Annotated in this window: 20 protein-coding genes and 1 pseudogene; 9 read left to right on the plus strand and 12 right to left on the minus strand. The window is 51.6% G+C overall.

Annotation, left to right across the window (positions count from 1 at the left end):
• Positions 1 to 24: 24 nt before the first annotated feature.
• From nhaR to MY052_RS20415, 3 genes and pseudogenes are all read right to left on the minus strand, one after another.
• A pseudogene (gene nhaR / locus MY052_RS20405) lies at positions 25 to 837 on the minus strand (transcriptional activator NhaR); the annotation flags it as partial.
• 38 nt (positions 838 to 875) lie between these two features.
• Positions 876 to 2,045: a Na+/H+ antiporter NhaA gene (gene nhaA / locus MY052_RS20410; RefSeq protein WP_202216523.1), complete on the minus strand. Its 1,170-nt coding sequence runs from the start codon at positions 2,043 to 2,045 to the stop codon at positions 876 to 878.
• 216 nt (positions 2,046 to 2,261) lie between these two features.
• The gene (locus tag MY052_RS20415) at positions 2,262 to 4,337 is read right to left on the minus strand and encodes a glycoside hydrolase family 18 protein (RefSeq protein WP_035894923.1); all 2,076 of its coding nucleotides are present in this window, start codon (positions 4,335 to 4,337) and stop codon (positions 2,262 to 2,264) included.
• Positions 4,338 to 4,728: 391 nt separating this feature from the next.
• Here MY052_RS20415 and MY052_RS20420 point away from each other — a divergent pair, with 391 nt between their 5' ends.
• Together MY052_RS20420 and MY052_RS20425 are read left to right on the plus strand one after the other, a co-directional pair.
• Positions 4,729 to 5,145, plus strand: a complete 417-nt coding sequence (locus MY052_RS20420; RefSeq protein ID WP_202216524.1) for a winged helix-turn-helix domain-containing protein — start codon at positions 4,729 to 4,731, stop codon at positions 5,143 to 5,145.
• A gap of 30 nt (positions 5,146 to 5,175) precedes the next feature.
• Positions 5,176 to 5,709, plus strand: coding sequence for a glycoside hydrolase family 108 protein (locus MY052_RS20425; RefSeq protein WP_202216525.1), 534 nt, complete (start codon positions 5,176 to 5,178; stop codon positions 5,707 to 5,709).
• A 114-nt stretch (positions 5,710 to 5,823) separates the two neighbouring features.
• Here the strand turns inward: MY052_RS20425 and MY052_RS20430 are convergent, their stop codons facing one another.
• The 4 genes from MY052_RS20430 to dnaK all read right to left on the minus strand — a co-directional run bounded on the left by MY052_RS20430 (position 5,824) and on the right by dnaK (position 10,617).
• Complete coding sequence (locus tag MY052_RS20430) at positions 5,824 to 6,162, minus strand: phage holin family protein (RefSeq protein ID WP_202209146.1); 339 nt, start codon at positions 6,160 to 6,162, stop codon at positions 5,824 to 5,826.
• 113 nt (positions 6,163 to 6,275) lie between these two features.
• Positions 6,276 to 7,208, minus strand: a complete 933-nt coding sequence (locus MY052_RS20435) for a LysR family transcriptional regulator (protein WP_248537747.1) — start codon at positions 7,206 to 7,208, stop codon at positions 6,276 to 6,278.
• Between the two features lie 261 nt (positions 7,209 to 7,469).
• Positions 7,470 to 8,606, minus strand: a complete 1,137-nt coding sequence (gene dnaJ, locus MY052_RS20440) for a molecular chaperone DnaJ (RefSeq protein WP_115074844.1) — start codon at positions 8,604 to 8,606, stop codon at positions 7,470 to 7,472.
• Between the two features lie 88 nt (positions 8,607 to 8,694).
• Complete coding sequence (dnaK, locus tag MY052_RS20445; RefSeq protein WP_035896220.1) at positions 8,695 to 10,617, minus strand: molecular chaperone DnaK; 1,923 nt, start codon at positions 10,615 to 10,617, stop codon at positions 8,695 to 8,697.
• A gap of 369 nt (positions 10,618 to 10,986) precedes the next feature.
• On the opposite strand from dnaK, the gene MY052_RS20450 reads away from it, so the two are divergent.
• From MY052_RS20450 to MY052_RS20465, 4 genes are all read left to right on the plus strand, one after another.
• Complete coding sequence (locus MY052_RS20450; protein ID WP_035896219.1) at positions 10,987 to 11,391, plus strand: DUF2541 family protein; 405 nt, start codon at positions 10,987 to 10,989, stop codon at positions 11,389 to 11,391.
• A 26-nt stretch (positions 11,392 to 11,417) separates the two neighbouring features.
• Positions 11,418 to 12,143, plus strand: coding sequence for an acidic protein MsyB (gene msyB, locus MY052_RS20455; RefSeq protein ID WP_035896218.1), 726 nt, complete (start codon positions 11,418 to 11,420; stop codon positions 12,141 to 12,143).
• 132 nt (positions 12,144 to 12,275) lie between these two features.
• The gene (gene satP, locus MY052_RS20460; protein WP_248537748.1) at positions 12,276 to 12,842 is read left to right on the plus strand and encodes an acetate uptake transporter; all 567 of its coding nucleotides are present in this window, start codon (positions 12,276 to 12,278) and stop codon (positions 12,840 to 12,842) included.
• A 131-nt stretch (positions 12,843 to 12,973) separates the two neighbouring features.
• On the plus strand, positions 12,974 to 14,410 hold the full coding sequence (locus MY052_RS20465) for a hypothetical protein (RefSeq protein WP_248537749.1): 1,437 nt from the start codon (positions 12,974 to 12,976) through the stop codon (positions 14,408 to 14,410).
• Positions 14,411 to 14,454: 44 nt separating this feature from the next.
• On the opposite strand, the gene MY052_RS20470 is transcribed toward MY052_RS20465, so the two are convergent.
• On the minus strand, positions 14,455 to 15,750 hold the full coding sequence (locus MY052_RS20470; protein WP_123651512.1) for an MFS transporter: 1,296 nt from the start codon (positions 15,748 to 15,750) through the stop codon (positions 14,455 to 14,457).
• Positions 15,751 to 15,875: 125 nt separating this feature from the next.
• Positions 15,876 to 16,463: a molybdopterin adenylyltransferase gene (mog, locus tag MY052_RS20475; RefSeq protein ID WP_035896213.1), complete on the minus strand. Its 588-nt coding sequence runs from the start codon at positions 16,461 to 16,463 to the stop codon at positions 15,876 to 15,878.
• A gap of 78 nt (positions 16,464 to 16,541) precedes the next feature.
• On the opposite strand from mog, the gene MY052_RS20480 reads away from it, so the two are divergent.
• Positions 16,542 to 16,922: an Rpn family recombination-promoting nuclease/putative transposase gene (locus MY052_RS20480; protein ID WP_248538976.1), complete on the plus strand. Its 381-nt coding sequence runs from the start codon at positions 16,542 to 16,544 to the stop codon at positions 16,920 to 16,922.
• Between the two features lie 58 nt (positions 16,923 to 16,980).
• On the opposite strand, the gene tal is transcribed toward MY052_RS20480, so the two are convergent.
• A complete protein-coding gene (gene tal, locus MY052_RS20485) occupies positions 16,981 to 17,934 on the minus strand; it encodes a transaldolase (RefSeq protein WP_035896212.1) in 954 nt (317 codons plus the stop codon).
• A gap of 252 nt (positions 17,935 to 18,186) precedes the next feature.
• Between tal and MY052_RS20490 the strand changes: the two genes are divergently transcribed.
• Positions 18,187 to 19,617, plus strand: coding sequence for an alanine/glycine:cation symporter family protein (locus MY052_RS20490; RefSeq protein ID WP_202216529.1), 1,431 nt, complete (start codon positions 18,187 to 18,189; stop codon positions 19,615 to 19,617).
• Between the two features lie 66 nt (positions 19,618 to 19,683).
• Positions 19,684 to 20,457, plus strand: a complete 774-nt coding sequence (gene yaaA, locus MY052_RS20495) for a peroxide stress protein YaaA (RefSeq protein ID WP_202216530.1) — start codon at positions 19,684 to 19,686, stop codon at positions 20,455 to 20,457.
• An 84-nt stretch (positions 20,458 to 20,541) separates the two neighbouring features.
• Here yaaA and MY052_RS20500 read toward each other — a convergent pair whose 3' ends face one another.
• Positions 20,542 to 20,898, minus strand: coding sequence for a DUF2502 domain-containing protein (locus MY052_RS20500; protein ID WP_035896208.1), 357 nt, complete (start codon positions 20,896 to 20,898; stop codon positions 20,542 to 20,544).
• Positions 20,899 to 21,093: 195 nt separating this feature from the next.
• Complete coding sequence (thrC, locus tag MY052_RS20505; protein ID WP_248537750.1) at positions 21,094 to 22,380, minus strand: threonine synthase; 1,287 nt, start codon at positions 22,378 to 22,380, stop codon at positions 21,094 to 21,096.

A 22,380-nucleotide genomic window follows, 5' to 3' on the forward strand; every position in this document is an offset into this window, starting at 1 on the left:
TACACTAAATCAGTAAGTTGGCAGCATTACCTGATATTCCTCCATCACATTCTCTACACGTCCAATTTCAACGATAGAATCATCGGCATAGAAATGATGTGAATACAGAGTAGGGGCAACAAAAATAGCGTTATGTGTTGCCCCAAACGCTTTCATCAATGCGGCATCATCAAACTCACCAAGGATTTCAACGTTCAATCCTTGTGAGTTGATCCAGTTCAGCAGCTTACGCCCGAGCATCGAGCGACGCCCTGGGATTAGTAATCGACGTTCTTCCAGGCAGGCAGGAAAGGGTTTCTCCGGCAATGGCTGAGTACACCAAAAACTCACGCAGCATTCGCCAATTCGCACCGAAAACAACCCCTCCTGCTGGGTAGAATCGATCGGGCAGTCGGAGATAATCATATCCAACTTATGCTGGCTGAGCTGCTCAAGCAGCATTTCGTGCGTTGACTCAAAACAGCGCAGATGGATTGGCTCATCTTCCACCACGGCGGCATCCAGCACGCTGCTAACCAGCTGTTTGGATAGCGCATCTGCCACGCCAACATCAAACAGCAGGTTCGACTCTTTGCGGTAGTTCACGATATCCAGCATCTCCTGGCTTAGGGTGAACATTTTGTCGGCATAGCGGAAGACCAGCTCACCCAACTCGCTCGGTTCAATACCGCGCCCTTTACGTTTAAACAGTTTGCCCTGTAACCGTTCTTCCAGCGCCTTGATTTGCCCCGTGATGGTTTGCGGTGTCAGGAACAGCGCCTCTGCCGCCCCCACGACCGAGCCTTCCTTATAGACATGCCAGAAGTAGTAAAGGTGATTGTAATTAATATGCGACATGCCCTGTGCACTCCTCTCCTTTAATTCTCATCTTGCGCTTAGGCCATCTGCGGCTTCAAATGCGCACGTAATAAACTGTATCCCACCACCGCCGACATCACTGAGCCAATCAGGATGCCGAGCTTCGCCCAGTTAATCAGCGACGGGTCGACGCTGCCGAAGGCAAGGCTAGCGATAAAAATAGACATGGTGAAGCCAATCCCGCACAGCAGGCCGACGGCCATAATCTGCGAGAAGTTTGCCCCTTCCGGCAGTTTTGCCAACTTGAGCTTCAGCGCCAGCCAGCAGAACAAGCTGATGCCGAGCGGCTTACCGAGAAACAGACCCGCGATGATACCCAGCGGCAGCAGCGAGGTCAGCCCGTCGAGCGTGACGCCCTGAAGGGAAACGCCGGCATTGGCAAAGGCAAACAGCGGCAGGATCATAAAGGCCACCCACGGATGCAGCACATGCTCAAGTTGTTTCGCTGGCGACTTACCGTTCTGCTCGCGCAGCGGGATAAAGAAGCCGACAATCACCCCAGCCAGGGTGGCATGAACGCCGGACTTCAGCACCGCCGTCCACAGGATCACACCCACCAGAATATAGATACCGGTCCGACGTACGCCGCTGACGTTCAGCAACGCCAACACCGCAATGGCGGCCGCAGCGATGGCCAGCGACAGCAGTGACAAATCATGAGTGTAGAACAGCGCGATAATCACAATGGCACCCAGATCGTCGATGATGGCCAACGCCATCAGGAAGATCTTGAGTGAGGCCGGTACGCGGCTGCCCAGCAGTGCCAGCACGCCAAGTGCAAAGGCGATGTCGGTCGCCGCAGGAATCGCCCAGCCGCTGCTCGCAATCGGATCCTGAGCGTTAAACGCCAGGTAAACCAGCGCTGGCACGACCATGCCGCCCAGTGCTGCAATTACCGGGAAAATAGCCTGACGACGCGTAGCCAGCGAGCCTTGCATCATCTCGCGTTTAACCTCAAGGCCAATCAGCAGGAAAAACACCGCCATCAGGGCATCGTTAATCCACAGCAGCATGTTCTTGTTAATTTCTAATGCGCCCACGCGCAGCTGCACCGGCGTTTCCAGGAAGGCATGATACAGGCCGCTGGTTGCGCCCATATTGGCCATCAGCATGGCCAGAACGGCAGCAATAATCAGAATGATGCCACCAGAGGCATCATTGCTGAAAAAACGATGCAGATGTTTCATCTATTTATTCTCTCATTCAGTTAACTACTTGATAGAGACAATCATACCCTTCACAAATGCTCGTTAAAATTAGATTATTTAGTAAATATAATTCGTATTTTCCGATCTAACTAGATTATTGCCAGGGTCGGTAAGCGCCCTCCCCAGAAAGACATTCCGCGTCACAATGGAAATGCCCCGGATTTTCCGGGGCTTCTTTTAAGAACAACCTATCACTCAGTATGCGCCGAGGTCAGTCCATGCCTGGCCCTGGCTGCAGTTCAGGTCTGGCTGCATACCTTCACACCACCAGTTGACCTGGTAGTTGTGACCTTTCCAGCTTACGATCTCGAACTCGCCCCAGTTGACGCCGTATACCGTAGCCGCATCCCATTGTGGGTAAACAGAAGCGGAATCATCCGGAGTAGATTCAGAGTCATCAGAAGGTACTGGAGTCGGAGTGACCTCTTCTTCATCATCAGCCGGAGTCGGTTCAACTGCGCTTGCCGCTGGCACCACAATCAGAACAAAACGCTGCTGGGTTGAAGGTTCGCCTTGAGCATCACGGACAAACAGTGTGAACTGAAGTTCGGTAGCGGCTTCAACAACCGGTACCACGAACTCGATAACCGAAGCAGTTTTATCAGCAACGTCGATAGCGGTTGGTACGCCCCAGCTAAAGCTCAGAGCATCGTCATCTTCATCACTAGAGCCTTCGCCAGAAAGCTGAACGCGGGAACCGCCGACAACGCGCAGTTCAATAGTCGCTTTAGGCGCATGGTTGGCCTTTTCACCGTCATCCTTGTCTTCATCAACAGGTTCAATATTGATGCCTTCGAAGTAGAACGGTTCCATATCAACCACTTCCTTGCTCATTTCATAACCTAGGCCTTCACGCGCCGCGTTGACCAGCACGCCGTTATCCTGGTCGATAGTCCAGGTGAACATCCCACCCAGGCCGAGCTTAGCCGCGTACTCCGCTTTCACTTTTACGCTTCGTGGTGTATCAAGCGACATGAACAGTTTAGATTGCGGGTTGTAGAGGTAGTCTGCATTTGCAACCTGGTCGGTATACACATTGAAGCCATTACGACCTTTCTGGTTTTCCAGATCCAGGTAGTTATAAATGGTGTCATACCATTCGGTGCAGCCAGATTCGAAGGTACCGGTAGTGGTCCCCTCACCTGCGCTGTAAGAACCTTTCAGCGGGGAGAAGCTTTCAATTTCGGCGTTACGACCATTACGGGTGTAACCTGCATAACCGATGTTGATGCGATCGGCAGGGAAACCTTCAGCAATCAGATAATCAACAATAACTTCAATACTCCAGCCACCCGCAGACAGTGGGGACAGGTTAGTATGATGCGTCAGAGTTTCCGCCCATGGTGTACCGAAGAAGTCATAGGTCATGACGTTGATGCCGTAGAGACCCGCATCCATCAGCGCGTTAACGTTAGAGTAACCCAGAGTTTCTACGACAGCAGAGCTAGCGATAGAGATTTTAACATCGCTACGACCAGCAGCATCCAGCTGAGTTTTCAGCTCTTTGATGACCAGAGCATAGTTCGCGCCGTCTTCTGGGCCGTAAGGGTTATTGTTACCGACAGCATTCGGGTATTCCCAGTCAATGTCCACTTCGCTAAACATTGGGAACTGTTTGAATAATTTCACCACACCTGCCGCGAATACTTTGCGTGCTGCTTCAGTTTTTGCCATTTCATGGAAGCCGTTACTCATTGTCCAGCCGCCGATACTCATTGAAAGCGCCAGAGTATGACCCAGCTGCTTCGCTTTTGCCTGCAGGTCACGTAGACCGCCCAGCATGCCGTGAGTAGTCTGTTGCGTCACCGTCATTGGATCGAGGTCCCAGGCACTGGTCTCCTGGTTACAGTTAACATAAGACTGGAAGTCACCCCATGGGTCGAGGAAGGTGGGTTCGTTAGTCGTTTTGCCTGTGAGAGCTGCCGCTTTTTCAATGGTGGATTGCTTCTCGCCCTTGTCACCCACAATACCAATGAAACCAAAGATAATTTTGTCATAAGCCAGTGGATCGACATTAGCCAGATCGTAGCCACGTCCACGGTCATCAGCAATATCACCACCTTGCAGGCGGTCATCATATTGAGACCAGTCGGTGTAGTAGCCGAATACTTTTGGCTTATTCGCGTTTGCTTTATAAACGTTATATACCGAATTAGCGACGCGAGCAGAAGTGTAGCTGTATTTACTCACTTCAGTTGCAGGAATAAAACCGTCAGCTGCATTACTGGTTTCAGTCAGGGTGTCACCCTTAATTAATTTACTAGTCGTCATAATATGTTCCTATAATTTAGATGATTGTGTTTTCGTAGGCCATCCTACCGGGTGAATAATTCATTAGCTGATTGAATAAGGCTAATCACGAAACATCATCTATGACGATGACTTTTAATTTATGCATAGCAACGATAACAATTAATTAAATTAATATTATACCGCAACACCCCGTTCACTTTATCAGCAATACAAATGCAACCCTAAAGTGTTTAATGGTATTTAATAGGTTTTTAAATCTCACTTAAAAACAAATCAAAGCTGTGATGCACATTTGAAAATCAAACATAAAATGGAGTTATTGATTTTTACAATATGGATTCAGCTAGTTCTCGTAACTAGTATTCGGATAAACAAGGAATCAAGAACAACATCATTCAAAGAGGGAACAATGAAAACATATATCATAAACCATGACTGCATATTTAATGAGCGTAAATATGAACTACGGAATATCACTAATTCGATGGTAGTCCGTATGACGGCGATGAGAGCAAGATGCCTCAGTTTCATCATCGAGCATGCAGAAAATGAAGTCATCGAACGCCAGGAACTCACTACCGCACTCTGGGGAAGTAGAGGGAACTATGTGAATGATGCAAATTTAACGCAAATACTTTATTTGATTCGCAAGGATTTAAAATCACTCGGGATCCATGACCTCCTCATTACTATCCCTCGCCAGGGAATTCAGGTAAATGATTTGATTCCCATTGAGTCAACAGATACCAACCAACCAGTTCCCCATTCTCTTTTTAATCCATCCAAACTCAAACAACGTTTTATCTCATTATTTAAACGCCAATAGTTTTAATAAATCATTATCAAGGAGGGTATAATGAATCCAGTTATCGATGGTATTCTTTCAATAGAAGGTGGTTATTCCAACAACCCCGCCGATCGTGGTGGTGAAACCAACTGGGGAATAACCAAAGCCACAGCAAGAGCAAATGGTTATCAGGGAGAAATGAAAGCATTAACCCGCGAAGAGGCATATGCGATACTGGAGAATATTTACTGGGTTAAACCTGGGTTCGAAGACATCTCACAGCTGTCCTGGCCTTTATCATTTGAACTCTGTGATGCCGCGGTCAATGTCGGCCCAAAATACCCCGGTATCTGGCTACAGCGCTGGCTAAACGTCTTCAACAAAGAACAAAATCTGTATCATGATTTAAGCACCGACGGCCTTATCGGTTCAAGAACGCTAACCGCACTGGAACGTTTTCTGACAACGCGAGGAAGCGAAGGTGAGGAGGTCTTACTCAGAGCGTTAAATTGCAGCCAAGGGGCTTATTATTTGACTATCACCGAAGAAAGACAACAGAACGAGCAGTTTATCTACGGCTGGCTAAAAAACCGTGTCGTATAAGCTGAATAATGGGACAATGTAATCTTTACAATGTCCCATCTGTTTATCACTCCATTGTTGATTATCGGTAATTAGCCCCCGATAAGATCTATGTTGTAATTTTTCTATGCATGCTTACTCTTTGCCAGATACAATGCGCTTAACTCGCGCACCTAATATTTTAATAATGGGAATAGAAAATACACCTCCCACTCCTGCAAAAAGCAATATCATGTTAAAACTTAGCCCCTTTTCAACCGCTACCACACTTAAAATAAAACTAGTGAAGCATGAGATAATAATCTGGTTAATACATCTCATTAAGCGACCATGAAAGCTACCGGCTTTGAACCCCTCTGACTTTAATAAAAAACTCACAACCCCCCCCCATGCTCCGACCGCGATGACCATTGCAATAACTTCTACTTCGAGGAGAATCGCCCTTGGCGTTTCTAATTGAGCAGGTAATAACATTTATGATTCCTTTTGGATATAATGGAACTACAAATCTAAACCTTTCAGAGCGAAGAAAAGAGTCACAAAGAATCACTAAATATAGGTAATAAAAAAATATCTTATTAATGAAGTTAATGACGAAATGAAGATAAAGTATGAAGCATGTCAACAATGTCTTCAATATGCTGGCTCTTAGCATTCCTTTTATACCAGGAAGCGTATACATTCATTTGTCTTATTTTAATTTCACGTGGCAACTGCAGGATATTGATATTATATTTACGTTGATTTTTAAAGAAAATAGCAAGTTTCAAGGGAACCAATGCAATTAATTGTGTGCGTTCTACAATACTCATGATCCCTGTAATTGAATCACTTTTATAGCCAATATCTCTTCGTTCTTTAACATCGATATTACTATCATAGAGGTTTTCATCTTGTATGGTCACAATCGGACAATCATTAGCTTTAAAAATGGCATGTTGTGATGATAAAAAATGATGGAGTGATAGCTGTGATAGTTCGCTTAACATATTATCCTTACCACAAATCATGCAAAAGTGTTTGAAGCTATCAATGGGTCTGCATTCAAAATCATTATCATTGTTATAATTACGGCTGATGGCTATATCGCACTCCTCCGTGATTAACAATTTTCTCATCTCATCTTTATCCCGGTTACGCATAGAGAAATGATGAAAAGAATAACGCTCGAAAAATTTATCGTCGTAAACCTGTGATAAATAGTAGTTTTCAGTAATATCACCGCCCAACAGGGTGATTTTACTTTTCTCCGAATCTTTTCCTTCCGGTTTTAATGCGACTTTAATGAGATCAATCGCTTGGCAGAAGTAGCTATGAACTTCGAGCGCTTTTACTGTTGGAATGAGACCACTTCGGCCTCTGACAAAAAGAGCTTCGTGGTAAAAACCCTGTAATCGGTTCAATGCAATCGAGACAGCCGCAGGCGTTACAGCCAATCGCTGAGATGCTTTCGTGACATTTCCGGCGGAAATAACTGCATCCAGCACCTTAATTAAATTATAATCGAACTCACTCTTCAAAGAAATAACTCCAGATCCATTAAAACTTCTACAGTATCACAAATGGAATTATTACTTCATAAGCGAAACAATCAAAATAAATTAATATAAATTAATATCAATAATTTATAATCATGATGTTTTAAAGAAATTTTAATGCAGAAAAACTCTGATTCACCCACAAGAAGTCTTTCTTTATTCGTTGATATTTAAGAGAAGTTTTTAAATAGATAAGATAAAAAAAAGCCCGGAATAAATTCCGGGCTTTTTTTGTGTTTCAAATCAGCGGGTCAAATCATCAAAGAATTTCTTCACGCCGTCGAAAAAGCTTTTCGAACGCGGGCTGTTGTTCTCGCCGGTTGGACCGCCGAAGCTTTCCTGCAGATCTTTCAGCAGCTGTTTCTGCTTCTCATTCAGGCCGACCGGGGTTTCAACCACCACGCGGCAAAGCAGATCACCCTGCACGCCGCCGCGAACGGATTTCACGCCCTTACCACGCATGCGGAACAGTTTACCGGTTTGCGTTTCGCCTGGAATTTTCAGCTTCACGCGACCGTCAAGCGTCGGTACTTCAATCTCGCCGCCCAGAGCAGCCATAGAGAAGTTGATCGGCACTTCGCAGTACAGGTTATTGCCTTCACGCTCAAAGATGGCGTGCTGCTTCACCTGGACCTGTACGTACAGGTCGCCTGCCGGTGCACCGTGCTCGCCCGCTTCGCCTTCGCCGGTCAGACGAATGCGATCGCCGGTATCCACGCCTGCCGGAATTTTAACGGACAGGGTTTTGGTCTTCTCGACGCGGCCGTGGCCGTGACATTTATTGCACGGATCTTTAATCAGCGTACCGCGGCCCTGACAGTGTGGACAGGTCTGCTGTACGGCGAAGAAGCCCTGACGCATCTGCACCTGACCGGAGCCGTGACAGGTTGGACAGGTTTGTGGCTGTGAGCCCGCTTTGGCGCCGCTGCCGTGGCAGATGTCGCACTCTTCCAGCGTCGGGATGCGGATCTCTTTGGTCACACCACGAACCGCTTCTTCCAGCGTCAGATCCATGTTGTAGCGCAGGTCTGCGCCACGGGACGCGCGCTGACGACCGCGACCGCCGCCAAAAATATCGCCGAATACGTCACCAAAGATATCGCTGAAGTCCGCGCCGCCGCCGAAACCACCGGCACCGCCGCCCATGCCGCCCTGTTCAAAGGCTGCATGACCGTACTGATCGTAGGCCGCACGTTTCTGCGCGTCGGTCAGGACTTCGTACGCTTCTTTGATCTCTTTAAACTTGGCTTCGGCCTCTTTATCACCCTGGTTGCGGTCCGGGTGGAATTTCATGGCCAGGCGCTTGTACGCCTTTTTGATTTCACGCTCTTCCGCTGTTTTGGAAACGCCCAAAATCTCGTAATAGTCTTGCTTTGCCATTGGTTTTTTTCAGCCCCTTAACATGCGAGCACGGGCGGAGAGGAAACCCTCTTCGCCCGTGCTGATTAATTACCCTGCATCAGGGCGATTATTTTTTGTCTTTCACTTCTTCGAACTCAGCGTCAACAACGTCGTCGTCTTTCGCATTGTTCGCGGAAGCGTCAGCGCCTGCGGCACCCGCCTGCTGCTGTGCGTGCTGCTGCTGAGCGATTTCCATCAGTTTCTGGGAAACCTGTGCCAGCGCCTGCATTTTCGCTTCGATGTCCGCTTTGTCTTCGCCTTTCAGAGACGCTTCCAGTGCGGTCAGCGCAGACTCGATGGCAGTTTTGTCGTCAGCTGGCAGCTGTTCGCCTGCTTCTTCAACCTGCTTACGGGTGCTGTGCAGCAGATGGTCGCCCTGGTTACGGGTCTGAACCAGCTCTTCAAACTTACGGTCAGCTTCGGCGTTAGCTTCGGCTTCACGAACCATTTTCTGAATTTCTTCTTCATTCAGACCGGAAGAAGCCTTAATGGTGATCTTCTGCTCTTTACCGCTGTTTTTGTCTTTCGCGGAAACGTGCAGGATACCATCAGCATCGATATCGAAGGTGACTTCGATCTGCGGCATGCCGCGCGGTGCTGGGCTGATACCGTCCAGGTTGAACTGACCCAGTGATTTGTTATCGGATGCACGTTTACGCTCACCCTGAATCACGTGGATGGTTACCGCAGACTGGTTGTCTTCAGCGGTAGAGAACACCTGGCTGTGCTTAGTTGGGATGGTGGTGTTTTTGTTGATGAGCGCAGTCATCACACCGCCCATGGTTTCGATACCCAGAGACAGCGGGGTAACGTCCAGCAGCAGCACGTCTTTTACTTCACCGGTCAGAACGCCGCCCTGAACCGCTGCACCGATAGCAACAGCTTCGTCCGGGTTAACGTCTTTACGCGGTTCTTTACCGAAGAACTCAGCAACTTTCTTCTGCACCATTGGCATACGAGTCTGACCACCGACCAGGATAACGTCCTGGATATCGGATACGGACAGGCCAGCATCCTGCAGCGCAACTTTCAGCGGCTCGATGGAACGGTTAACCAGGTCTTCTACCAGGCTTTCCAGTTTCGCACGGGTCACTTTGATGTTCATGTGTTTAGGACCGGTCGCGTCTGCGGTGATGTACGGCAGGTTCACGTCGGTCTGCTGAGCGGAAGACAGTTCAATCTTCGCTTTCTCAGCGGCTTCTTTCAGGCGCTGCATCGCCAGCGGGTCGTTACGCAGGTCGATGCCCTGATCTTTCTTAAACTCGTCAACGAGGTAGTTGATCAGACGAGTATCGAAGTCTTCACCACCCAGGTGGGTATCACCGTTGGTTGCCAGAACTTCAAAGGTTTTTTCGCCATCAACTTCGTCGATTTCGATAACGGAAATATCGAAGGTACCACCACCGAGGTCGTATACCGCGATAGTACGGTTGCCGACTTCTTTATCCAGACCGTAAGCCAGTGCAGCTGCGGTTGGTTCGTTGATGATACGTTTGACTTCCAGACCTGCGATACGGCCAGCATCTTTAGTTGCCTGACGCTGAGCATCGTTGAAGTATGCAGGTACGGTGATAACAGCTTCAGTTACCGGCTCACCCAGGTAATCTTCAGCAGTTTTCTTCATTTTCTTCAGCACTTCAGCAGAGATCTGCGGTGGTGCAGTTTTGGTGCCTTTCACATCAAGCCATGCGTCGCCATTGTCTGCGGCAACAATTTTGTAAGGCATGATAGAAACGTCACGCTGAACTTCTTCGTCCTGGAAGCGGCGGCCGATCAGGCGTTTAATCGCAAACAGGGTGTTTTGCGGGTTTGTCACTGCCTGACGTTTAGCCGGCTGACCAACCAGAGTTTCACCATCCTGGGTATAAGCAATGATAGAAGGCGTGGTGCGGTCGCCTTCGGCGTTCTCCAGAACGCGAGCGGTAGTGCCATCCATAATCGCTACACAAGAGTTGGTAGTACCCAGGTCGATACCAATAATTTTACCCATCTAAACGTCTCCACTAAAAATTCAGTCAACATGTGGTTGTGAATCTGTAATAAGGGCGAAACCTTCGGTTTCAACTGCCCTGAATCGTTTTTTTTCAGACTCACTCACTGCGGTTGACTACAAGATGGGGTCGCAACGTCATCCATCAAGGGGCAGAAGTAAAATTTTTTCATTCAGTGCGGTTTTCGCCCGAGCGCATTTCCCGTTTTCGCATTCAAATCATTCAAGTTAAATATATAAAAACATCAATATATTCAGCGAATTATTGTCATAAGTTGAAATTATTAAGCGCAGAAAGCCATATCGGAGATGGATAAAATCCGTCTTTGCCTTTGATGTTGTCAAAGGGTCAATCCGGTAAGGAATAAAATGAAAACATTATTAAACGTCTCTGCGAGCCTGGCTTTCGGCCTGATGCTGGCCTCTTCCGCCTACGCGAACGATCATAAAACGCTGGGCGTCATTGCTTTACCCCGTAATGAAACCAACGATCTGACGCTCAAGCTGCCGGTTTGCCGTGTCGTCAAGCGCATCAAGCTGACCGTGGATCGCGGTGATGCCGAACTTAGCGGCGCATCCGTCTACTTCAAAGCCGCACGCAGCAGCAGCCAGAGCCTGAATGTGCCTTCCTCCCTGAAAGAAGGAAGCACGACCGATTGGATCAATATCAACAGCGATAACGACAATAAACGCTGCGTCGCCAAAATCACCTTTTCTGGGCATACCGTGAACTCTTCCGATATGGCCTCTTTAAAAATCATCGGCGACGACTAACCCCCCCCTGCGAAGCGATAACCTCAATGAAAGTTTCATACCTGAATGACGAAGACCTCGTTTTTCTTCAGCACTGCAGTGAAGAGCAGTTGGCTAATCTTGCACAGCTGCTGACGCACAATGAAAAAGGTAAACGTCGCCTGTCCAGCACCCTGCTGCATAACGAACTCTATATGTCGATGGACGGCCACCCGGAACAGCATCGTCGCAACTGGCAGCTGATTGCCGGTGAATTCCAGCATTTCGGCGGCGACAGCATCGCCAACCAGATTCGCGGTCACGGCAAGCTGTACCGCGAAATTCTGCGCGATGTGGCCAAACGCCTGGGCCTTAAAACCGACAAAGCCATGCCGACGCCAGCCATCGAAAAACTACTGCTGGAACAGTTTGTTCGCAACGCCTGGAAGCGCATGAACGATGAGCAGAAAGCACGTTTTCATGCTGCCGTTGAGCTAAAGGTCATGGAGCTCGAAGCTCTGCTTTCGCACCTTATCGACCATCATCGTCTGGATCACGGTATTGAACATCTGCTGGGTGAACAGCTGAGTCATATCCTGCACAAACATGCGGCCGTCAGCGTGATTGGCCACGGCCTGATGCGCGGCGCAGGTCTTGGCGGCCCGGTGGGTGCTGCGGTAAACGGCGTGAAGGCCGTCAGCGGAAGCGCTTATCGTGTCACGATTCCAGCGGTATTGCGTATCGCCTGCCTGCGTCGAGTTATTGCTAAAGCTGCTCTGCAACGCGCCGGTTAATCGACCTCTGCGGGAGAAAATATTTCATTTTCCCCCGTTCAGATCATAGACAGCCGGTTTGCCCATGATTATCATGCCGCGCCCCCGAATATGGGGAAAGAACTTCACCATTCAATGATGATTTGAGGAATTATGGGCAACACTAAGTTGGCTAACCCGGCACCGCTGGGCCTGATGGGCTTCGGCATGACCACCATTCTGTTAAACCTGCATAATGCGGGTTTCTTTGCTTTCGACGGTATTATTCTCGCAATGGGTATTTTTTACGGTGGTATCGCGCAGATTTTCGCGGGCCTGCTGGAATACAAAAAAGGGAATACTTTCGGTCTGACCGCATTCACCTCTTACGGCTCTTTCTGGCTGACGCTGGTTGCCATTCTGCTGCTGCCGAAGATGGGTCTGGCCGACGCGCCTAACGCGCAGTTCCTCGGCGCCTACCTGGGCCTGTGGGGCGTGTTCACGCTGTTCATGTTCTTCGGTACGCTGAAAGCCGCACGCATGCTGCAGTTCGTGTTCCTGAGCCTGACAGTTCTGTTCGCCCTGCTGGCAATTGGCAACATCAACGGCAACGAAGCGATTATCCACGTTGCTGGCTGGGTTGGCCTGATCTGTGGCGCAAGCGCCATTTACCTGGCAATGGGTGAAGTACTGAACGAGCAGTTCGGTCGCACCGTACTGCCGATTGGTGAAAAGCACTAATCCTCGCGTCATCCTGAAAAGCGCCGGTCTGTCCGGCGTTTTTTTTATCTGCAAACTACCGATCCTGGGGTTATCGTTTCCTCACTATTTGCGCTATTTTCAATAACTTCTAATGATAAAAAGGATTATTGATGATGCGCCTCGCCTCTGTTTCCCCCCTGATTCTGGCCAGTGGAGTCCTGCTGTCTGCTAGCGCCCATGCGCTGTCGACGCCTGAAGTCAGAAGCGTTGATTGGGACAAGGCAAACACCGTACGCGTCGGTGACAGCATCAATACCGTTTATCGCATTACGATGTCAGAGGGATCGCAAAATAATCTTTGGCTGAACGTTGATTGCCAGACCCAGACAAAAACGCTGCTGTATATGAATTTGCACACCCTGACCGGAAGTCATCTCCGCGCCTACGGCGGTAACTCGTTCGCCCGCTATATTCCCGGCGTGCCTTTCGAGCCCGACGCCGATAGCCTGATGAGTACCGATCCGGCTCTGAACGTCTGCAAGCAGAACGTCGCCAAGCCTCGCTGGGTAGGGCTCGCCGCGGCGGATAAGAACGGCGATCAGATGTTTATCGATCTCAGTAACAGTCATCGTCAGGGCAATATGCTTAACCTGCGCGTCGGCACGGATTACGCGCAGATCCATCGCGAAAAGCAATACGATGCCCCCTATGACTTTAAAATCAGCCAGATGCAGGTTAATTGCGATAACCAACAGGCACGCGTTGAGCGCACATTCTCGCTGAATTCCGCCGTCGTTACCGACAACGCCATCCCGGCAGAGGCGCCCTTCTCGTCGCTCCCCTCTTCGCTTATCGCGCCGATGACAAAACTGTGCGCCTTACAGGATCTCAACCAGTTTACCGGCAGCGGCGCATTGGTTGCCCGGCAGAAAACCGAGGCCGATGCCCCGCGGGCAATTCCCGATTTCGAGCACAACGATCCGAGCGTCTTAGCCCGCTACCCGCTGCCGGAAACGGTGAGCAAGACCGTGAAGGGGATATTGAATAACGGCAGTAATGCACCGGCGTTTTCCCGCCTCACCTTTACGCCAGTATGGCCGGGCGATGCCGATATCAACGGTAAGACTCGCATCGACAGGCTGCCAGACGGCAGCACCTTAATGCTCGACACGCTGGTGCTCAAAGGGGTGACCTTCTACAGCCAGTACCATCGGTTATTCAATATCGTCGACCTGAAGCAGTGGGATTCGATGAAAAACAGCCCGCTTATCGCCCAGAAGCTGGAAACCAACTTTAGCGCGATGCCGAAGGTAGGCCAGCCGTACCGCTGGCATGCCGTGCTGCGCGATGACGCCAACCCGGAGAACAGCAAATCCAAAAGCCAGGATTGTCGCGTAGAGGGCCCGTGGCGCGATGCCTCAACGCTGAACGAGGCTTTCAAGGGACGTTATATTGAGCTTATCTGCACCGATGATCGGGGCGATGGCAGAGCCATGAGCAGCGATTACGCCTGGCTGGAAGATTTGCGTGTCTTTATTCGTATCGGCTATCAGGAGGCGGGGCAGAAAAAACGGTTTACGTTTAAAGACGTGACGATTATTCGCTAGCGCACGCGACGCCGGGGTTGGCGTCGCGTGACCCCGGCGTTGGTTTACGCCTCGGCCGGGCTACGGCTTGCAGCAGGAATCTCTTTACGCAGCCAGATGCCAAGCCCAAGACCCATCAACGACAACGCCAGTACGTACCAGGCCGGAGCCATCGGCGATACGCCCATCAGCATGGTGACGGCAATCGGCGTCAGGCCACCGAAGATGGCGTAGGAGACGTTGTAGGAGAAGGAAATCCCGGTAAAACGCACTTCCGCCGGGAAGGCACGCACCATCACGTACGGTACCGCCCCGACCACGCCCACGCAAAGCCCAACCAGCCCGTAGAGCAGGAACAGCTGTTCAGGATGCGTTCCCGCAAGATGATAGAAGAACCAGCTTGAGCAGGCGAGCAGGATGCTGCCAACGATAAAGGTTTTGCTGGCTCCGACGCGGTCAACAATCAACCCTGCCAGCAGGCAGCCAACGCAGAGCATAATCGTCGCCACGCTATTGGCCTGTAAGGTCAGCGCGGGGGCAAAACCATACTGCTTTTGCAGCCAGACCGGCGACATCAGAATAACCACCACGATGCCCGCCGACAGCAGCCAGGTCAGCAGCATCGAGACCACCACCGCCTGCTTGTGCTTGAGGACAACGGATTTAATCGGCAGCTCTTGCGCCAGCGCTTTACGCTGCTGCATCTCAAGGAAGATAGGCGTTTCCTGCAACCAGCGGCGCAGGTACATCGCCACCAGGCCGAAAATACCGCCCAGCAGGAACGGAATACGCCAGCCGCCGTCATGAATGGCCTGCGCGGAGAGCTGGGTGTTAATCAGCGTTGCCACCACCGAGCCCAGCAGGATCCCGACCGTCAGCCCGGCCGTCAGCGTGCCACAGGCAATACCGATGCGACGTGCGGGCACATGTTCTGCGACAAATACCCACGCCCCCGGCACTTCCCCACCGATTGCCGCGCCCTGCAAAATACGCATCAACAACAGCAGCAGCGGTGCGGCCAGCCCTGCGGTGGCAAAGGTTGGCAGCAGGCCAATCGCCAGCGTCGGCACCGCCATCAGCAAAATGCTAAGGGTAAACATCTTTTTGCGCCCGACCAGATCGCCGAAATGCGCCATGATGATGCCACCCAGCGGGCGAGCCAGGTAGCCTGCGGCAAAGATGCCAAAAGTCTGCACCTGGCGCAGCCACTCAGGGATGTCGGCTGGGAAGAAAAGCTCTCCAACGACGGCGGCGAAGAAGACGAAAATGATGAAATCATAAAACTCCAGCGCGCCACCTAAGGCCGCCAGCGTCAGCGTTTTATAATCTTGTCGATTCAGAGGTCGCGTGTAATGTGACATAACAAACCATTCGCAAAGTGAAGCTGTTGATATAAGTTTACGATTTGTGTAAAGCAAAAATGACTATACCGTAAACCCTATCGCACTCCAGAGGAATGATAGGTTATGTCAGAAAAGCATCACATTCAGGATAAAGTCTCGCGTCGTGCGCTCTTAGGGCGAAATGCTGCTACGACATCGCTGTTCGTCTCAATATAAGGCCCTTCCAGCAACTGTACACAATACGGTACACTTGCAAAGATACCGTTCACCAGCACCTTACCGTCAGCGTCTTTCACCCCTTCCAGCGTCTCCTGAATCGCTTTTGGCTGGCCCGGCAGGTTGAGGATCAGCGCCTGCTTGCGAATCACGCCTACCTGACGGGAAAGAATCGCGGTTGGAACAAAGTGCAGGCTCACCTGGCGCATCTGCTCACCAAAGCCCGGCATCACGCGGTCGGCAATCGCCAGCGTCGCGTCAGGGGTAACATCGCGCCGCGCCGGGCCAGTACCGCCGGTGGTCAGCACCAGATGGCAGCTCATCTCATCCACCAGCTCACACAGGGTTTGCTCAATGATGGTTTGCTCATCAGGGATCAGGCGAGTTTCCACTTTAAAAGGGGTCGTCAGCGCGGACGCCAGCCACTCTTCCAGTGCTGGAATGCCTTTGTCCTGATAAACGCCGCTGGAAGCGCGGTCAGAGATAGAAACTAAGCCAATGCGTAAAGTGTTCATGATTATTCCGTTAAAACCGTAGCGTTAAGCAGAATAATACACGCGAATGGGTGGCAATACTAAGACCCCAAACGGGTTATCCGTCAGCGCGACCTCACACTATTTCTCGACAAACTTGCCGGGTTATTAACCCGAAACCACATCAGCGGACAACAGGTCATTGCGCTGGTAAATTACATGCTTCAGGCGGGAGAAGCACAGGATGCCCGCACATTGCTGTACGAAATGGCGCAACACGCACCACAGTATGGAGACGAACTCATGACATTAGCAGAGCAGCTAAAGCAGGAAGGACGCATCGAAGGGATACAACAGGGTCTACAGCAAAGTATCCAGACCGGAGAGCGCGAAACGTCGCGTAAAATTGCGCGGGCAATGCTCGAAAAAGGGATTCCAGCGGCCGATATTACCGACATGACCGGCGTAAGCGCAGAAGAACTCACCGCCCTTCAACATTAATAAAAAAACAGCCCGCTCTCTTTAGAGAAGCGGGCTGTTGTCAAGCAGACAGGCTGAATTACAGCAGGTCGCCGATCATTTTTTCCAGTTTTTCCTGGTCGATTGCAAACTTACGGATACCTTCCGCCAGTTTATCTACCGCCATTGGATCCTGGTTATGCTGCCACAGGAACTCGGACTCAGTGATGCGGCTTGGGCGCGCTTTCACTTCGCCGGTGTAGGAGAGTTTACGCTCCAGAGCACCTTCGCTTTCTGCCAGTTCTTTGAGCAGCGCAGGAGCGATGGTCAGGCGGTCACAGCCAGCCAGTTCCAGGATCTCGCCGATGTTACGGAAGCTTGCGCCCATAACGACAGTCTCGTAACCGTGCTGTTTGTAGTACTGGTAGATTTCGCTAACGGAAACCACGCCTGGATCTTCCGCTGGTGCGTACTCTTTCTTATCGGTATTGGCTTTGTACCAATCCAGAATACGGCCCACGAACGGGGAGATCAGGAACACGCCAGCTTCAGCACAAGCACGAGCCTGGGCGAAGGAGAAGAGCAGCGTCAGGTTACAGTTGATGCCTTCTTTTTCCAGCTGCTCCGCCGCGCGGATACCCTGCCAGGTAGAAGCCAGTTTGATCAGGATACGATCGTTGCTGATACCAGCATCGTTATACATCTTGATCAGACGTTTCGCTTTCGCGATGGACGCATCGGTGTCGTAAGAAAGACGCGCATCAACTTCAGTAGAGATACGGCCCGGGACCAGTTTCAGAATTTCCAGACCGATATTTACGGCCAGTTTGTCCGTTGCATCTACAACCTGCTGAGCACGGTCGCTGCTCTGGCTACGCGCCCACTCAACCGCATCGTCAATCAGTTTGCGGTATTCAGGGATCTGTGCGGCGCCCAGAATCAGGGAAGGGTTGGTTGTCGCATCCTGAGGCTGATACAGCTTCATTGCTGCGATGTCTCCGGTGTCAGCCACTACGGTTGTGTACTGACGCAGAGATGTCAATTTATCCGTCATGATAGTGTTTCTCTTTAAACAGCTGTTAGGGGGATGTAACCGGTCTGCCTCGATAATATCACGCCCCGACCTCAGCGCAACCGCCGACATCACCAGACCGCAGAGTATGATAAACTGAAGCATCAAACTTTACGGGTTGAGATTCTTCGCCCAAAAATTGGTAACGCTTACATTGGCTGAATCGAATCGTGCGAAGGAACGTGTTCTTCCCGTAAACAGCCACCAATTTCGGCATAGACAAGAGGACGTTTAATGCCTGATTTCCTGTCTTTTATTAGCGAGATACTGTGGGGTTCGGTAATGATTTACCTACTCCTCGGGTGCGGCATATGGTTCACCTGGAGAACCGGCTACATCCAGTTTCGCTACATCCGTCAGTTTAGCAAAAGTCTGAAAAGAAGCCTGACACCGCGCGCAGGTGGACTCACCTCTTTCCAGGTACTCTGTATCAGTCTCGCGGCTCGTGTCGGCAGCGGCAACCTGGCAGGCGTCGCGTTGGCGATAACCGTCGGCGGCCCCGGCGCAGTGTTCTGGATGTGGATTGCGGCTATTATCGGTATGGCCAGCAGCTTTGCGGAGTGCTCGCTTGCCCAGCTCTACAAAGAGCGCGATGCCAAAGGTCAGTTCCGCGGCGGTCCAGCGTGGTATATGTCTCGAGGGCTGGGAATGCGCTGGATGGGCGTGCTCTTCTCGCTCTTTCTACTGGCGGCCTACGGATTAATCTTTAATACCGTCCAGGCTAACTCCACGGCGCACGCGTTGCAGTATGCCTTCAACGTGTCCGGCGGTGTGACCGGTGTGGTCATGGCGCTCCTCGCGTTGCTGGTGATTACGCGCGGGCTGAAAGGGGCCGCACGTTTAAGCCAGTGGCTGGTGCCCTTTATGGCAATGCTGTGGGTGCTGACGTGCCTGCTGATTACCCTCTGGCACATTGTCGAACTACCTTCCATTATCAATCTGATTATCCGCAGCGCTTTTGGCTGGCAGGAAGCGGCGGCTGGCGCGGCTGGCTACACCGTGAGCCAGGCCATCACCAGCGGCTTTCAGCGCAGCATGTTCTCTAACGAAGCCGGTATGGGCTCAACGCCGAATGCCGCCGCAGCCGCCGCATCATTTCCACCTCATCCGGCGGCACAAGGGATTGTGCAGATGATTGGCGTGCTGATTGATACCATCGTTATCTGTAGCGCCAGCGCCATGGTGGTCCTGCTGGCCGGCCATGGCACCAAAACCACCAGCTATGGCGGCATACAACTCATCCAGCACGCCATGAGTGTGCTGGTTGGGGACTGGGGTGCCAGCTTTGTCGCCGTTGTGATAATGTTGTTCGCTTTTACCTCCATCGTGGCAAACTACATTTACGCCGAGAACAACCTAATCTTTTTACGCTGGGATAAACCGTGGGCAATCTGGCTACTGCGCATCGCGACGCTATCGATGGTGGTGTTGGGCAGCCTGCTGAAGCTACCAGTGGTCTGGCAAATGGCAGACGTGATTATGGCTCTAATGGCCATCACCAATCTGACGGCGATTCTGTTGCTCTCACCGGTGGTGCGCATTATCGCGCTGGACTATCTACGCCAGCGTAAGCTCGGCGTCACGCCGGTATTTGACCCCGATTATTACCCGGAAATCGCTCAGCAGCTGGCACCAGATAGCTGGGATCACCCCCCGCGCCAATGACAGCAATCGATCGCTTTGCGCCGTTTTTTTGTTAAAGTTGAGTGAAATTTTCTGCAAGGACTGGATATGCTGATTCTGATTTCCCCGGCCAAAACGCTCGATTACCAAAGCGAGCTGACCACCAAACGCTTTACCCAGCCCGCGCTGCTGGAGCACTCCCAGCAGCTTATCCGCGAAGCGCGTAAGCTCTCCGCACCGCAGATAAAGGCGCTGATGGGCATTAGCGACAAACTCGCTGACCTCAACGCGACGCGCTTCCACGATTGGCATCCGGACTTCACGCCCGATAACGCGCGTCAGGCCATTCTGGCGTTTAAGGGCGATGTCTATACCGGGCTGCAAGCGGAAACCTTCAGCGAAGCGGACTTCGATTTTGCGCAGCAACACCTGCGGATGCTCTCAGGCCTGTACGGCGTACTGCGCCCGCTGGATCTGATGCAGCCTTATCGTCTGGAAATGGGCATTCGCCTCGAAAACCCACGCGGCAAAGATCTCTACCAGTTCTGGGGGGATGAAATCACCAACACGCTGAACGCGGCGCTGGAAGCACAGGGCGACGACGTGGTGATTAATCTGGCCTCGGATGAATACTTCCGCTCGGTGAAACCGAAGGCGCTTGCAGGCCGCATTATTAAGCCAGTATTCCTCGACGAGAAGAATGGCAAATTCAAGGTCATCAGCTTCTACGCCAAAAAAGCGCGCGGGCTGATGAGCCGATACATCATTGAAAACCGTCTGAGCAAGCCGGAGCAGCTGACCGGGTTCAATAGCGAAGGGTATTTCTTCGATGCGGAAAACTCGAGCGCCGAAGAACTGGTCTTCAAACGCCACGAACAGTAATCAAGTAGCCCGGCCAAGCGTAGCGACACCGGGACTGCTGCGATATAAAAAACCCGGCGTCGCTTCGCTCGGCCGGGCTACAGGTTAGTGATGGTTATTCTGCGGTGGCGGGCGATGATCGTCCCCGTGACCGCGATCGTCGCCATGCCCACGATCGTTGTGATCCCAACCGTCATGGCGATCGCCGTGATGATCGTCGTGGCCGCGGTTATCATAGTGTGGCGGCGGTGGCGTGTGAGCATGCCAGCGGTTGTCGCGCCATTCATAGTGATCCTTCCACCAGCTATGGTCACGCCAGTGTCCGCCATCCCAATAGTTGCCGTGATTATCCTGGTCGCCAATTTGCAGCGTCACAGCAGGCAGCAGCGTAATCTCTGCGGCCTGTGTCATAACCGGAGCTGCCAATAGCATTGCCAGTGCTAACATCGCAGGTTTTAACATAGGTAACTCCTTTATTCATCATTCGCCAATATGGCTGATGAATAAAGATTACTGTGGTAAATACCAGCTTGTTATTCTCCGCAATCCTATATTCTGAACGCCCGCATTTATTGGGAATTTCTCCTTTTTCCCTACCACATCTCTGCATAATTTCTCCCTATTTCCCCCTTCGCTTAGAAAGGGGAAACGGAGACATTACGCCTTGCTCATCATCAGCTTACGCAATTCTGCATAGTCAGCCGGCAGATTATGCGATAACAGCGGCAGGTCGGCGCGGTCCGCCAGCGCTTTTGGCAGCGGCAGCGTTTCACCCAGAATCTCTTCAACGCTCTCTTTAAACTTCGCCGGATGCGCGGTGCCAAGGAACAGGCCGTACTCGCCAGGCTGTAGCTGGTCACGCAGTGCGCGATAGGCAATGGCCGCATGCGGCTCAGAGGTATAGCCCAGCCCCTGCAATTCGCGCATGGTCGCTTTGGTGGTTTCATCATCCACCGCCGCATAGCCCAGCTCGTTCAGACGCCAGATTTTGCGACGGAAGAGCTCTTCTACGCGCGGCCAGTTGTTCGGTTGGCTCACGTCCATGGCGTTCGACAGCGTGGCCTGAGTGGCCTTCGGCGCCCATTTGCCGTCCTGCAGGAAGCGTGGCACGGTGTCGTTGGCATTGGTCGCCGCAATAAAGCGCTTCACCGGCAGGCCCAGCGACTTCGCCAGCAGACCTGCAGTCAGGTCGCCAAAGTTGCCGCTTGGAACGGAAATCACCAGCTGGTTGCGCGCTTCCTGCGGCAGCTGCGCTACCGCTTCGAAGTAGTAACAAATCTGCGCCAGCAGACGACTGATGTTGATGGAGTTGGCGGAGTTCAGACCCAGCGCAGCTTTCAGTTCTTCGTCATCGAAGGCCTGTTTAACCAGCGCCTGACAGGCATCGAAGTCACCGTCAATGGCGACGGTTTCAATGTTGCCACCCAGGGTACAGAACAGTTTTTCCTGCAATGGGCTGATTTTGCCGCGCGGATACAGGATAACCACTTTAACGTTCGGCAAGCCGTAGAAAGCGTGTGCCACGGCTGCGCCGGTATCACCTGAGGTGGCGGTCAGGATGGTCACCGGCTTTTCGCCCGCGATAAGGGTCAACATCTGCGCCATAAAGCGGCCGCCGAAGTCTTTAAACGCCAGAGTCGGGCCGTGGAACAGCTCCAGACAACCTACGTCTTCCTGTACCTGGTTTACCGGTGCCGGGAAGGTGAACGCTTTCCCGATACGCGCAGCCAGCTCGGCCTGTGGGATTTCATCGCCGATGAACGCGGAGAGGATCTTCGCGCTACGGGTGACGAAGTCCTGGGTCAGCAGGTCATCAATGTCGGTCAGGTTGAATTCCGGCAGATCATGCGGGAAAAACAGCCCCTGGTGTTTGCCAAGCCCTTGAGTCACAGCCTGCGCAAAGCTGACCTGCTCATTGTGATCTTTTAAGTTATAGAGTTTCAT

It is taken from the genome of Kluyvera ascorbata (assembly GCF_023195735.1).
GTDB lineage: Bacteria > Pseudomonadota > Gammaproteobacteria > Enterobacterales > Enterobacteriaceae > Kluyvera > Kluyvera ascorbata.